Source organism: Chloroflexota bacterium (genome assembly GCA_009840625.1).
GTDB lineage: Bacteria > Chloroflexota > UBA11872 > UBA11872 > VXNJ01 > VXNJ01.
The window spans coordinates 559,201-572,890 of sequence record VXNJ01000001.1 but is presented as its reverse complement, the minus strand read 5'-3'; the positions used below and the strand labels follow the sequence as shown (position 1 = coordinate 572,890).

Below are 13,690 nucleotides of genomic sequence, written 5' to 3'. Positions count from 1 at the left end.
GCTAAATAGCCGGGTGCCAAGAGCGTCCCTGGCCCGCGACCCGCAAATTTCTGCCTAAGGATCGGGGCATGCCCAAGCACCCCAACATCATCATCTTCATGCCCGACGAGATGCGCTGGGACTGTGTTGGGTACGCCGGAAATTCGGTCATTAACACTCCAAATTTTGACCGCTTTGCAGACGAGTACGCTCCGTTTTCGCATTTTTTCGTCAATCACACGGTCTGCACCCCGTCGCGGATCTGCATGTTCACCGGATGGCCGCCGCATGTAAATGGCCACCGCACTCTCTGGCACATGCTGCGACCGCACCAGCCGAACGTGTTCAAGTACCTCAAGCAGGCCGGCTACCACGTCGAGATGTGGGGCAAGAATGACCTCCTGGCGCAGGAGTCATTCCCCGACAGCATTTCGCACGAGGGCCAAATCAATTTCGACTACCGCAAGTTCACCGCCAACCCTTGGCCGCCGGAGCATAAGCACTTCCGCAGCTTCTACTTCGGTCAACGCCCGGACGCGGCTTCGAACGATACCGATCGTCAGTGGATCGACGGCGCAATCCGCTTCCTCGAATCGAATCCGCCGGAGCCGTTCTGCCTGTACCTGCCGCTGATCTTCCCGCACTGCCCTTACTGGTGCGAGGAACCCTACTTTTCGATGCACGACCGTGACCGGGTACCCGACCCCATGCCACCGCGCGGCGATGCCCCCATCCATCACCAGGAGATGCACCGCTCCTATGGGCTGGATCGCCTCAACGCGGCGGACTGGCGGGAGTTGATCGCCACCTACTGGGGTATGTGCTCGCGGCTCGACGACCAGTTCGGCGAGCTCCGCGAATCGCTGGAGAGGAATGGATTCTGGGACGAGGCGGCGGTGCTTTTCTTCTCCGATCACGGCGACTATGCCGGCGACTACGGCCTGGTCGAGAAGTGGCCCAGCGGATTCGAGGACGTGCTGCTGCGGGTGCCGCTGACCATCAAATTGCCGACCAACGAGCGCGCCGCGATGATCCCGCACCTCTGCGAAACGCTCGACCTGACCCCCACCATCCTCGACATCGCCGGCGTTCCGCTTGAACACGACCAGTACGGCAAAAGCCTGTTGCCGTTGATACGCGGGCAAGCGCTCGACCACAAGGACGCGGTATTCGTCGAAGGCGGCCACCACCATTTCGAGCGCCAGGCGGTGGAACTCAAGTGGGACGGCTTGGGCGGGACCGACCACGTCTACTACCAGAAGGGCCGAATCCAGACCGACAACCCGGATTCGGTAGCTAAGGCGGCGGCGATTCGCACGACCACGCACAAGTACGTGCGTCGCCTGCGCGACCGCGACGAGCTGTACGACCTGGTTGCGGACCCGGGCGAGCAGGTGAACCTGATCGACTCTCCCGACCATCAATCGGTCCGACTCGAACTTGCCGGTCGGCTCACCGACTGGTTTCTTGCCACCGGCGACGTCGTCCCGCGCGACAAAGACCCCCGCATCGGAGGAGCCCGCAGTGCGCGTCCTGCTGATTGACATAGATTCGCAGCGCCCCGACCACCTGGGGTGCTACGGGTATCACCGCGACACCTCACCCAATATCGATTCGATCGCCGCCCGCGGCACGCGATTCGATAGCTGCTATGTTTCCGACTCCCCCTGCGTGCCGGGCCGGGCCTCGCTGTTCGGGGGCATGTTCGGCATCAACAACGGAGTGGTGACCCATTGGGGGCCGGGGTCCGAATACCGGCTGCCGGCAGACATCCACCTCGAGCGGGCCGGCGGCCTGACCCTGACAATGGCCAGGAATTTCCTCGTCAACGGGTATTACACGGCTTCGGTTTCGTCGTTTGCCGACCGCCATCATGCCTTCTGGCACACTTCGGGGTTCCGCGAATACCATCACCACACCCTCAAGCGCGGCAACGAGACCGCCGATGAGGTCAACGCCGCCGCCCTGCCGGTGCTTGAGCGGATCTGCCAGAAAGACGATTGGCTGCTGCACGTAAATTACTGGGATCCGCACCGGCGCTACCGGGTGCCACCGGAGTGGATGACCAAATTCGACGGGCAACCCCCGCCGGACTGGCCCGATCAGGCAACTCTTGATGCCCAGCAGGACCTCTCCGGGCCGTTCACGCCGCCAACCGTGAACCCCTACCGCGATCCCGAGACCGGGACAGTGCCGGATACGCGCTTTGACCGCCTGAGCGATTTCGAGGAGTGGATTAACGGCTACGACGGATCGATTGCCTACGTCGATTACCACATCGGGCAGTTGCTGGAAGTGCTGGAGGACCAAGGGGTCCTGGACGATACGTGCATCATCATCACCGCCGACCACGGCGAAGCCCAGGGTGAATTCGGCATCTACGGCGATCACTGCAACGGTTACGAGGCCCCGCACCATATCCCGCTGATCATCTCGTGGCCCGGGCGGGTGGCCGAGGGCGCCGTCTGCGACGAATTCGTCTACAGCCTGGACATTGCCCCGACGCTGTGCGACTTGGCCGGTATAGACCCCCAATCCGGGTGGGACGGAGCCAGCCTGGCGCCGCTGCTCGGGGCCGCCGGGGAATTTTCGAGCCGCGATCACCTGGTGCTTTCGCACGGCCTGTACGCTTGCCAGCGCTCGGTCAGGACCCGGGACTGGTACCTGACCCGGACGTACCACCCCGGGTTATTCGATTACCCCCCGCTCAGTCTTTACGACATGCGTTGCGATCCGCGCCAGACCAACAACCTGGCCACCGAACGCCCGGATGTGGTGGCCGAACTCGACCACCTCTTAACCGAATGGACCCATCGCCAGGCGGGTCGCCCGGGCCATCCGGGCGACCCGATGCCGAAGGTGATTGAGTCGGGCCCGTTCAAATACGTGCCGTATGAATACTGGATTGATTACCTGCGCGAGCAGGGTCGCGGCCATGCGGCCGAGCGGATCGCGACCCGGTTGCGGCACTGGCCGGACTGGGAGGTCTGAGCGTGACCGCGGGCAAGCTTTCCGGAAAAATCGCCGCCATCACCGGCGGCGGCGACGGGTTCGGCAAGGGAATCGCGCAGAAATTTGCCGCCGAAGGCGCGGCGGTGGCGATCTGCGACATCAACCTGCCGGCCGCCCGAAGGGTCATTGCGGGGATCGAGGAAGGCGGTGGTACGGGCCTCGCGTTTGAGGCCGACGTCACCGACAACTCCTCCCTGGAGGCGTTTGTGGATGCGATCGTTGCGCGGTTCGGGCGACTGGACGTCTGGGTCGGGAACGCCGGCCGAGCCGGCGGGAGCGCTTCCGAAGAAGTGGTGGAAGCCGAGTACCGGCAGATGATTGACCTCAATCTCTGCGCCGTATTTTTTGGCGCCCAGCTTGCCGGCCGGCAGATGATTGCCCAGGGCGAGGGCGGGCGGATCATCAACATGGCCTCGGTCGCCGGCTATCGCGGGATTCCGCAACGGGCGGCCTATTGCGCCTCCAAGGCCGGGGTGGTAATGACAACCTACGTATTGGCCGAGGAATGGGCCAAGCACGACATACGCGTCAACTCGATCTCGCCCGGTTATGCCGACACTCCGCTGTTCTGGAGCTCGGCCGGCTCCGGTAGCCGCATGCCGCTCGAGCAACTGATGTCGCGGGTTCCGACCGGCAAGTTGATAACCGTCGAACAGGTGGCGCGGGCGGCCCTCTACCTGGCCTCGGAGGACTCCGACGCGGTGACCGGGTTGGATCTGCGGGTGGACGGCGCGTTGGCGGTCGGCAACATCTGACCGCCGGCCGCGAGCCAGCTAACTGTCGATGGCGGCCAGGCGCAGCGCTCTATTCAGGCTCAATCCGAAGAGCAGCAGCAGGATAAGCAGCGACGATATGCACCAAATGCAGAAGTTGTTGATCTGGGTCGCCGAGACGATGGTCAGGTAAACCGAAAACGTCGATCCGGCCGCGGTCAGGAGCACCAGGGCCAGCGTCGAGTCAGGGTGCACCTTGTCGCGCCAGAACAACTCGGCCGCCGCCGCCAGCACGATCAGCGCGTAGGCAGCCACTCCCAGCAGCGCCACCGGGGCTCCGAAAAGCTCGCCCCAGGCGCTTTGCGTTACCGCCTCGCAGCCGCCGCCCTCAATGCAGACTGTCGCCTCGCCGGCGAGGTCGGACGCGCTGAGGTACGCCGCGACCGCCAGTCCGACCACGGCCAACAGGGCCGTCAGGTAGCGGTAGGTAAGCGAATCCACGAAACTCATCGGGCGCTGCCCAGCGCTTCCTCGATTGCGGCCAGAAATTCGTTCAAGGATCCGGAGCCCACCTTGCGCTTGCCGTTGAGAAAGAACGTGGGAGTCCCGTTTACCTCGAGACCGGAGGCCTCGGAGATGTTGGCCTGCAGGATTTCGGACGTTCGATCCGACTGGGCGTCTTCGACCAGCAGTTTGCCGTCCAGGCCGAATTCATTGCCGATCGGCTCGAAGTCCTCCCAGCTGTAGCCGTTCGCGGCCATCTGGCGAATCTGGTTCAGCAGCCGGTAGTGCATCGGCCAGAACGCGGCCGGGTCCTGCTGGGCGGCTGCAATCGCCACTCGCGAAGCGCTGATCGCGTTGGTATCGAACGGACGGTGCCGGGCCACCAGCACGGCTTGTCCGGTGTCGATGTATGACTCTTTGACCTGGGGTTCGATCTGCGCGGCAAAGGTGATGCAGTGCGGACAGGTGTAGGAGAAATACTCGACGATCAAAAGCGGCGCGCCCGGATCGCCAAGGCGGTGCGACAACGTCGCATGCCGGTGTCCATCGAGTTCTTCGGGCGACCGGGCGATGAACGGTTTTTCGCCCGATTCGGGTTCGGCGTCCGGTTCCGGCACGCTGGCAACCGGGGCCGCGGGCGTTGATGCATCAATAATCGGCTCCGGGACGCTCTGCCGCGATTGGGCGTCGAACCAGTTCAGTCCGCCCAGCAGGCCGCCGGCCACTATGCCCGCTCCGGTCCCTAGGAATACGTCGCGCCGGCGCAGCCGGCGCGGCTCTGCACGAGATTGATCGGGCGGCGGCGCTGCGGCCCCGGTCTGATCGGCGGCGGCGCGAGTTCGCACTTCGGCCATGCGCCGGCGCCGGCGCTGCCGCGCGTCAGAACGGCCGGCCATCTGCTTGCTCGGCTAGGAGACCGCGCCGGAGTCGCAGGTCCTGGGCCTGTTCGGGGCGACCGTCTTCTTCCAGGTGGGCCAGCACCGCCTCAAGCGGAATGTAGGTGTCCGGGGTAACGTCCATCATGTCCTGGAATGGGTCGCGCACGCTCCCCGGGCCGGTGCAGTGGTCGGACCACCAGTTGGAAAGCAGATGATCCATGTCCGCCGTTACCTGCGGGTCGCTGGCGGCCAGGTTATGTTCCTGCCGGGGGTCTTTCTCCATGTCGAATAGCGAAATCGGATCGACCGGCAGGCAACCCGGATGCAGGGTCCGGATGAATAGGTGCCGGCGAGTCCGGACCGCCCGCTGGAACGTAAATATCCCGGTTCCCCACACCAGGTGGTCGCGTCCCTGCCAAGACTCGCCGCGCAGGGCCTGGCCAAAACTCTCCCCGCTCCAGCCGGATGGGATCTCCAGATCGAGTAATTCGGCTACGGTGGGGACCAGGTCGAGCTGGTAAAGCAGCCCGTCGTAGGAGGAGCCGCGCGCGCCGTCGGTCACGCCCGGCCAGCGGATAACCAGCGGCTGGTGGGCGGTCCCCTCGGATGCGTTGCCGTGCTCGAAATATAGGCCCTGTTCGGCAACCGATTCGCCGTGGTCGGAGGAGACTATGATCGCGGTTTCCTCGTAAATCCCGAGCTCGCGCAGGATGTCAAGGATCCGCGCGATGGCGTCGTCGACGTAGGCCATGCCCGCGTCGTGTCCATCGACAAAGGCCTGCAGGTCTTCGCGATTGCGGATCTGAGCCCGCATCCGCGGAAACCGCTCGAAATAGGCCCTACCGGCCCATTGCCGCTCCATGATGCCCCAGTCGCGTGCCGAGCGGGGGCCGTAGTAGCGCTCGTAGTCGGCGCGGATTTTTGCGTCGTCGGGCCACTCCAGTCCGGGACCGGCGGCCTGCACCCGGTCCCAATATTGGTCGGGGGCCCGATAGGGATGGTGGACATCCCAGTAATTTACGTGCAGGAACCAGTTGTCGCTCTGGCCGTTGTCCTGCAGCCAGGGTTCGACCAGTCCGTTCACGTCATCGGCCGATTCGAGCCCGCCCGGGAGCTTGTTGCCGTGGAATTCGGTGAACCCGGCGGTGAACCACCAGGACATGTGCCGCTGGGCAAAACCGGAAAATGAGACGGTGTTGTAGCCGGCGTGCTGGAGGTGCCGCATGAACATGGGCCGCTCGGGATCGTGGCGGTGGCCCTCGCCCGGATAGCGCATGTGCTGGGCCGGCCCGTTGTGGCCGACCACCCCGTTGAGAATTCCGAAACGGCCCGAGAATAGGGCCGCCCGGGACGGATTGCACGGCAGGTCGGAACCATAGCAGCCGTCGAAGCGCACTCCTTCGGCGGCCAACGCGTCCACGGTAGGCGAGGTCGGCCGCGAATACCCGTAGCAGCCCAGGTGCGCCGGCCGCAGCGAATCGATATCGAAATAAATGATGCGCATGTTTTGCTGGGTGGCTTCTCTTATTGGGTACGCAGAATCAGTCTCGTCGGACGACGTTGCCGGGGCGGACGGTGTTCATTGGAACTCCATCCGGGAACATGCCCGGGGCAAAGACCGCGGCACCCTGCTTCGGATCGATCCCGTCCGGCCCGTCGCGGAACAGTTTGATAGCAATTTCGGGGGCCTGCGACTGCTCCAGGAATGAAATCAGCTCTGCGTGCAACCGCGCGTAATGATCGGGCTCCTGGCCGTACAGATTGACCTGGGTATCCGGATCGGCGTCGACGTCATAGAGTTCGCGCATCCCCGGGTCGGCGTTGTCAACCAGCCACCAGCGTCCGTCGGTCACCTGTAGCGGCGACCAGCCCGTGAACCGTCCCGCCAAGGCCGCGGCGAACGGGCTTCTCGCGTCAAAGTAGGAAGGACCGTTGCCGGAAACGGTTGCCGTCCGTGCCTCGTACCCGCCGCCGCTCAGCAGCGGGACCCAGGATCTGCCCTGTATGTCCATCCCCTCCGGAACCTCTACTCCGGTCAGGTCGAATACCGAAGGCGCAAAGTCTGGGTGCTGGGTAAGTTGGGCGATCCGGCTCCCGGCGCCCGCTCCGTCCGGAAGGCGGACCATCTGGACGGTGCGAACCACCTCGGGATAGATTGCCCGCTTGCCGACGTAGCCGTGCTCGAAGAAATCGAATCCGTGGTCGGACATGATGATCACGGCGGTTTTCTCGCGCAGCCCCAGGTCGTCGATCTTCTCCAGCACCCGGCCGATCCAGCGGTCCATCAGCGTCACCTCGCCGGCGTACAGGGCCTTGACGTTGCGCTGCTCGGCCGGACTGAACTTGTCGGCGACTTCCCCAAAAGACGGCCAGGTGATCTTCACGCCTTCGTAACCGGGATCGTACATGTCGACGTAGTGCTGGGGCGGGTCCCACGGCTCGTGGGGATCGAAGGAATCGATCCAGAGGAAGAACTTCTCGTGCCCGGCGTTGTGATCCAGCCACTCGCAGGCGGCCGACATCACCCGGGCTACGCATTGGTCCTCCTCGCGTCGCATGTGGCGGTAGTTGCGGTATTCATGGGTGGCCTGCTGGTCCCAGGTGAACTTGCCGCCGCCGGGAACCTGCAACTCTGAGAAATAGTCGGTCCGCCAGCGGTCGGCCTCGTTCCCGCGGACGAATTCCCAGCCGGAAAACGGCCGGTCGAACCCGTACCCGAAGTTGGCCAGATGCGGGGTGTCGTGGATGAACATCGTTTCGTAGCCGGCTAGTCGCAGGGCCTTGGGCAACGTCATCGCCCCCCACTCCAGCGGTCGCCACGCCTGGAAGGGGTTGCCGTGGCGGCCCTTCATCATTTCATGGCGATTGGGAACCGTGGGGAACGAGCAGAGGTGGTTGTTGTCGAATACGGCCGCCTCGGCCGCGAACGCGTCCAGGTTTGGAGTTGAGATCCAGGGGTTCCCGTTGGCGCCGACGTGGTCGTAACGCAGCGTGTCGTTCATGATCAGGATGACGTTCAAGGTGAATTCCTAAGAGTGGTCGGAGGTATTACCGGTATTGGCAACGCTGGGTTTGGCGAATTCAGAGGACCGAACCGTCCAGGGTGACGGTGAACGGCATGCCGCGTTGACGCACCAGCTTGAGGTGTTCGTCGATGTCGGGAACCTGCACCCCGGCCGGACCGTCGCCGTAGATCCGCTTGATCCATTCCGGGCTGTCGTGGGTCTCCAGGAAGGCCATCAACTCCCGGTGTAGTTCCTGCTCGCGTTCGCGGTTTGCGTCCACGATGTTGCTGGTCATGCCCGGATCGCTGGGCAGGTGATAAACCTCGTTGCGCTCCCGTTCCGGGTAGGCGATCAACGCGTACTCCGGGCCGGTGACTGTCAGCGGGGTCCAGCCCGGTTCCACCATTGGGGCCGGGACTCTTCGCCCGGCGTAGGTCGGATCGCCGACCGGCAGGATTTCGTACGGGAACGTGCCGGACACGGCCACCGGACGATGAATCTCGTTGGAACCGGCCATCTGCGGCAGCAGCGATCTGCCCTGGATACCCATTTCGGCCGGGGCCTCGATTCCGAGCATTTCAAGGACCGTGGGGGCGAAATCGGCCGGCTGGGTAAGGGCCTGAAAGCGTTCGCCTGACCCTATTCCGTGCGGGTGCCTGATCATCAGGATCTGATGTGAGACCTCTTCGTATAGTGGGCCGGACTTGGACTGCTGGTCGTGCTCGCCGAAGTAGTGGCCGTGATCGGACATGATCACCACGACCGTGTTCTCGCGCAGGCCCAGGTTGTCGATCGTGGTCAGCACGCGCCCGATGTGGGTGTCGCACATCGTGCATTCGGCCGCAAAGAGCTTTCCGATGTGCTCCTGCTCTTCGGGGGTGTACACGTCCGAGGATCGGCAATAGGCCGGCCAGACCACTTCCACCCCGTCGTAGTCGGGTGCGTACATGTCCCGGTAGTGCTGCGGCGGATCCCAGGGTTCGTGGGGGTCGAAGGAGTCGACCCAGAGAAAGAACTTGTCGTGGTTGTGATTGCGCTCCAGCCAGGTGCAGGCCGCATCCATGACCATCGGAGCGAAGAACTGTTCCTCGAGGAACTTGTCGTGGGTCTGGCGGTAAAACTGGGCCATCCCGGCGCTCGTGCGAAATTTGTCCATGTTGCCGAGCCTCCATTCGCGGAACCAGTCGGTGCGAAACCGGTCTACTTCATTGCCGCGAATCATTTGCCAAGCGTGGAACGGCCGGTCAAAACCGAAACCGTAATTGATCATGTGCGGGGTGTCGTTGATCAGCATCGTGACGTAGCCGTTGGCGCGCAGCACTTCGGGCAACGTCAGGCAGTCCCACTGCAGCGGGCGCCAGTAGTGCAGGGGCTCGCCGTAGCGGCCTTTCATCAAATCGTGACGGCAGGGTATGGTCGCAAACGATCCGATGTAGGAACGGTCGAACACCGCCGATTCGGCTGCAAACCCGTCTAGGTTCGGGGTCGAGATCCAGTCGTTGCCGTTGGCGCGCACGTGGTCGTAGCGCCAGGTGTCGTTCATGATGAGTACGACGTTCATGCTCAATCTCCCGCCTTGCCGGTAATCTGCATTTGTTTGGTCAGACCGTCGCTACTATCTTGCCGATATGCGACTGGTTCTTCATCGCCGCAAACGCCTCCGGCAGCCCGTCGAATTCAAACTCCTGCCCGATATAGGGTTTGTAGCCGACCTTTTCGATGAATTGGTTCATGCGCTTGAACTCTGCCCGCGAATCGACATAAATGCCGCAGACGTTCAGGCGGCGCGCCAGTATCGTCCTCGTCTCGATCTCGCCGGAGGGTCCGGTCAAGACTCCGAACAGCGCCGCGGTTCCGGCCGCGCGCAGGCTGCGCAGCGACTGGTTCAGGGTCTGTGCGCCGCCCGCCTCGAGGACCAGGTCCACGCCCCGCCCGTCGGTTATTTCACGCACCTGTCGCGCCCATTCGGGGTGGGTCCGATAGTTGATTCCGTGATCGACACCCAGCCCGGCCACGGTCGCCAGTTTTTCGTCGTCCTTGCTGGTGATGATGGTTCGGGCGCCCATCGCCTTGGCCATTTGGAGGCCTACAACAGATACCCCGCCGGTGCCCAGCGCCAGCACGGTGCTTCCCGGCCCCAGCGGATCGCCGGCGTGAAGTCCGGACCAGGCAGTCAGAGCGGCGATCGGCAGGGTAGCGCCCTCTGCGTGAGTGAGATTGGACGGCTTGGCCACCAGGGCGGTTTCCGGCAGGACCAATTCGGTCGCCGCCACGCCGGGGCCGGGGGTGCCGAGCGTGGTTTGCAGGTACCGGTCCTGGAACGGCCCATCCTGCCAGTCGGCCACGTAGTTGCTCACGACCCCGTCACCGGCCGAAAACTCGGATACGCCGGCCCCGACGTCAATGACGTCGCCGGAAAAGTCCGACAGCGGAACCACCGGCAGTTCCAGGTCGCGGCTGACCCACCCCTCAAGCACCAAGAGGTCGCGGTAATTCAGGCTCACGGCGCGCACTGCCACGCGGACGTCGCTCTCGCCGAGCGGGGGCCGGCCTTTTTCGACCTGAGTGAGCGCGTCGATTGCGTAATCGTCAAATTGCCAGCTTCGGACCATGGGGCGACCTGTTCGGATTGGCCTGGAATCGGGGACTAGTGGATTCGGACGGGCTAGGCTGCAGAAAACCGGACCCCACCATTGACATTTTCGCCGGGCCAGGCCGTCGCCTTGGCAGGATCAGGCGGCGCCGGTGTAGAGCAGTTCCCCGCCGCGCGGCTGCGCGGCCGGCTCGCCGCGGCCGGGTTCGAACCAGGACCCGGCGACCGGCGGGTGATCGGCGTCGGGATCGATCGCCAGGTCCAGAACGCAGGGTCCGCCAAGCCGCAGCGCGTGCTCGAACGCCCCGTCGAATTCAGAATGCCGGTTCACCCGCAACCCCTCGGCGCCCAGCGCCCGGGCCAGAGTCGCGAAGTCGGTGGACACCTGGAATTCGGTACCGATCGTGCGACCCGCGAAATCGGCCTTCTGGCCCTCCCGGATCGCCGCCAGTACGCCGTTATTGAAGACCAGCCAGACGATCGGCAGGCCCATCTCGACCGCGGTGCCGATCTCCTGGCAGACCATCAGGAATCCGCCGTCGCCGGTGATCGAGACTGCCGGCAGCCCTGGTTTGGCCAGGGCTGCGCCGATGATCGCGGTCGGTCCCCAGCCCATCGGCGTCCACCCGCCCGGGTTCAGGAATTCCCCGCCTTCCAGGATTGGGAAGTTGAACGAGAAATAGTGGGCGTGGTTGCCGGTGTCGATCGAAAGCAGCGATCGCCGCGGAAGGATCCGGCGGACCTGATCGGCGATGCGCAGCGGGTTCATCGGCTCGGCGTCGGGATCCGGCAACTCGAGCTTGTAAGACGATTTGGCGCGCTCGACCAATCGGCGTGATTCTGGGGCCCCCGGGCGGCCGCCCAGGTCCGACAACCGGTCGAGCAGGTCGCTCAGAACCGCCCGGGCGTCGCCCACCAGGGCCGTCTCGGCCGGCCAGGTCCGGGCGATTTCGCGGGGTTCGACGTCGACCTGGATGATTCTGTTCTGGGGAACGAACGGCCGGCCTTCCGTCCACCAGCTGGTGGACTGGTCCGAGAATCGGTGCCCCACGGCCAGGATCACGTCGGCGTGTTCGCGGATCAGCTCGTGGGCGACCGGGTGGCCAAGCCATCCGCAGATACCGACGCTCAGCGGGTGGTCTTCGGGAATCAGTCCCTTGGCCACGAACGATGAGGAAATGGGTGCGCCAAGCAGCTCGGCCAGCGCGATCACCTCGGCTGCGGCGCCGGACCGCCGCGCCCCGTTGCCTACCAGAATCAGCGGAAATTCGGCCTCGGCCAGCGCCTTGGCCGCCGCCGCGGTCTCCGACTTTCCGGCCCGCGGACGGGCCCGGACCAATGCCGAATCCGGCGGTTCGACACTCCCGGCCGCCGCCGCCGCCTGCACGTCCCAGGGGATCTCAATCGCCACCGGCCCCGGTCTTCCCACCTGGGCGGTTGTGAACGCTTTGCGCAGCGCCGGCGCGATCTGATCGGTCGACCAGCAGGACCAGACCCGCTTGGTAACCGGCTGGTACATCTGCATGAATGCCTGATCGATTCCCGACGAATCGGGCCGCGAAGTCTCCTGCAGCTGCCCGCGGCCCAGCCAGTCCCGGATCGGAGATCCGATCAACGCCAGCACCGGCGAGGAGGTCGACATGGCGGTCGCAACCCCCATCAGGAGGTTGGTCGCCCCCGGTCCGACCGATCCGGTACAGACTCCGACCTTGCCGGCGACTCGCGCGTAGCCGTCGGCGATGTGTGCGGCGGCCTGCTCGTGGCGGACCAGGTGGAACCTGATTCCCGGCTCGTCCAGGAGGGCGTCCAAAATGTTGGTGTTGCCGTGGCCGGGGTGGCCGAAGACGTGCTCGACCCCGTGTGCGGCCAGGCCGCGCACGAGTAACCCAGCCCCGTTCATCGCCGGTCCCTGTCCCTGGCGCCGTTCCTGAGCGCCTCGAAGAAGGCCGCCAGGTCGGGCTCGACCTGCAGCGGCAGGGTGACCTTGGCGCCGCTGGCGGCCGATGCGAACGCTGCGTTGACTGCCTCCACCGCGGCCGATCCGGCGTCGCCCGGGGCACGGTTTTCAGCTTCGCCCGCGATGCAGTCGGCAAAGTGGTTCAACTCACGGGCGTAGCGACCGTTGCGGGCGATTTCGGCCCGAATGTTTGCCAGCGGTCGCACCGTCAGGTCGCGAGTCGTTCCGCCGGGCCCGAAAAACGTCATCTGGAACGGATCGGCCGAGGCGTAGCTGGCCCGACCGGAATACTGGATCCGCAGGCGGCCGCGCGTTCCTACGAGGTCGTAACTCTCCATCATCCGCCCCGTGTGCACCCTGGAAATATTGTGGGTTGAGATCGCGCCTTGCGCGTGCAGGCAGATGGCCGCGCCGACATCCTCGTTGTGGCGTTCCCCGAACGCGATCTTCATCTCGGCCGACACCTGCTCGATATCACCCAGCCAGAGACGACAAAGGTCGATCGTGTGCGATCCGTGGTCCTGGAAGGTCCCGCCCCAGGTTTGGGGGTGAGCTCGCGATTCGTGGGCCGGAAACGGCGAACGGTGCGACCAATCACAGCGGACCTCGATCATCGTTCCCAGCTCGCCACCGGCGACCATTTCAGTGGCGCGCTCGAAGCTGCGGTCGAACCGCTTCATGAATCCGACCATCAGGACCCTGCCGGCGGCCGCCGCCGCCCGCTGGATCGCCCGGCATCCGGAGAGCGTGCGCGCCATCGGTTTTTCAACCAGAACGTGCAGGCCCGATTCCAAGGCGGCTATCGCCTGCGGCCGATGAAACTGGACCGGCGAGGCGATGATGGCCGCCTCAACCCCATCGGTGAGCGCTTCCTGCAGGCTGGCGGCCGGCCGGCCTTGGCCGATAGCGTCGACCAGCGCGGCGCTGTTCTTGCGGTCCGGGTCGTAGACCCAGGCCACTTCGAATCGGTCGCTGCCGGCCAGCGCCGGGGGGTACATCACCTGCGCCCCGGCCGGGCCGGCGCCGATGATCGCCAGCCTGAGCGCCAT

At 64.7% G+C, this 13,690-nt stretch carries 11 protein-coding genes; 3 read left to right on the top strand and 8 right to left on the bottom strand.

Features of this window, described 5'->3' with window-relative positions; translation table 11 throughout:
• Positions 1 to 68 precede the first annotated feature (68 nt).
• Genes F4X41_02555 through F4X41_02545 form a run of 3 tightly spaced genes read left to right on the top strand, consistent with a single transcriptional unit; the run spans position 69 to position 3,746 of the window.
• Entirely contained in the window at positions 69 to 1,523 is a 1,455-nt protein-coding gene (locus F4X41_02555) for a sulfatase-like hydrolase/transferase (GenBank protein MYB15904.1), read from the top strand.
• Complete coding sequence (locus F4X41_02550) at positions 1,399 to 2,970, top strand: sulfatase-like hydrolase/transferase (protein ID MYB15903.1); 1,572 nt, start codon at positions 1,399 to 1,401, stop codon at positions 2,968 to 2,970. Before F4X41_02555 ends, F4X41_02550 begins: the two co-directional genes overlap by 125 nt.
• Positions 2,949 to 3,746 (top strand): SDR family oxidoreductase, encoded by a 798-nt coding sequence (locus F4X41_02545; GenBank protein MYB15902.1) that lies wholly within the window; start codon positions 2,949 to 2,951, stop codon positions 3,744 to 3,746. The genes F4X41_02550 and F4X41_02545 overlap by 22 nt, the downstream gene beginning before the upstream one ends.
• Before the next feature lie 18 nt (positions 3,747 to 3,764).
• Here F4X41_02545 and F4X41_02540 read toward each other — a convergent pair whose 3' ends face one another.
• From F4X41_02540 to F4X41_02505, 8 genes are all read right to left on the bottom strand, one after another.
• Positions 3,765 to 4,214, bottom strand: a complete 450-nt coding sequence (locus F4X41_02540; protein ID MYB15901.1) for a vitamin K epoxide reductase family protein — start codon at positions 4,212 to 4,214, stop codon at positions 3,765 to 3,767.
• Positions 4,211 to 5,104 carry a thioredoxin domain-containing protein gene (locus tag F4X41_02535; GenBank protein ID MYB15900.1) on the bottom strand — a complete coding sequence of 298 codons (894 nt, stop codon included), beginning with the start codon at positions 5,102 to 5,104 and terminating at the stop codon, positions 4,211 to 4,213. The genes F4X41_02540 and F4X41_02535 overlap by 4 nt, the downstream gene beginning before the upstream one ends.
• Positions 5,088 to 6,590 (bottom strand): sulfatase-like hydrolase/transferase, encoded by a 1,503-nt coding sequence (locus tag F4X41_02530; protein MYB15899.1) that lies wholly within the window; start codon positions 6,588 to 6,590, stop codon positions 5,088 to 5,090. The genes F4X41_02535 and F4X41_02530 overlap by 17 nt, the downstream gene beginning before the upstream one ends.
• 37 nt (positions 6,591 to 6,627) lie before the next feature.
• Positions 6,628 to 8,106, bottom strand: a complete 1,479-nt coding sequence (locus F4X41_02525) for a sulfatase-like hydrolase/transferase (protein ID MYB15898.1) — start codon at positions 8,104 to 8,106, stop codon at positions 6,628 to 6,630.
• Between the two features lie 61 nt (positions 8,107 to 8,167).
• Positions 8,168 to 9,652 (bottom strand): sulfatase, encoded by a 1,485-nt coding sequence (locus tag F4X41_02520; protein MYB15897.1) that lies wholly within the window; start codon positions 9,650 to 9,652, stop codon positions 8,168 to 8,170.
• A 40-nt stretch (positions 9,653 to 9,692) separates the two neighbouring features.
• On the bottom strand, positions 9,693 to 10,703 hold the full coding sequence (locus F4X41_02515) for an NAD(P)-dependent alcohol dehydrogenase (protein MYB15896.1): 1,011 nt from the start codon (positions 10,701 to 10,703) through the stop codon (positions 9,693 to 9,695).
• Positions 10,704 to 10,823: 120 nt separating this feature from the next.
• Positions 10,824 to 12,584: a thiamine pyrophosphate-binding protein gene (locus tag F4X41_02510; GenBank protein ID MYB15895.1), complete on the bottom strand. Its 1,761-nt coding sequence runs from the start codon at positions 12,582 to 12,584 to the stop codon at positions 10,824 to 10,826.
• The gene (locus tag F4X41_02505) at positions 12,581 to 13,690 is read right to left on the bottom strand and encodes a Gfo/Idh/MocA family oxidoreductase (protein ID MYB15894.1); all 1,110 of its coding nucleotides are present in this window, start codon (positions 13,688 to 13,690) and stop codon (positions 12,581 to 12,583) included. Before F4X41_02505 ends, F4X41_02510 begins: the two co-directional genes overlap by 4 nt.